Consider the following 250-nt stretch of genomic DNA (forward strand, 5'->3'; position numbering starts at 1 on the left):
CCAATTTATTGTGAGTAATCAAAGTCATTTCTTCCAATTTCTTTTGTTGGGATTCACATTTACGACTTTGACAGCAATATGGTATTTACTTTATATCTCTCTAATACGTCAATTAAGAACTTTTTTAAGAAAAGAAAAGGTGAACCGTACAATAGAGGGTATTACTGGCACAGTATTATTAGTATTTGGAGTTAGGCTATTTTTCCAAAAATAAATATGTAATAGAGAGAGTTTAAAACTTTCGGTTTTT

General features: G+C 29.2%; 1 protein-coding gene. It reads left to right on the forward strand.

The genetic code is table 11. The features are described 5' to 3' along the window. Window positions 1–214 (forward strand): LysE family translocator (locus SB717_RS38140; protein WP_410908390.1); only part of this gene is annotated, 214 nt, incomplete at its 5' end. Window positions 215–250: the final 36 nt, after the last annotated feature.

It is taken from the genome of Priestia sp. SIMBA_032, assembly GCF_046535215.1.
GTDB lineage: Bacteria > Bacillota > Bacilli > Bacillales > Bacillaceae_H > Priestia > Priestia aryabhattai.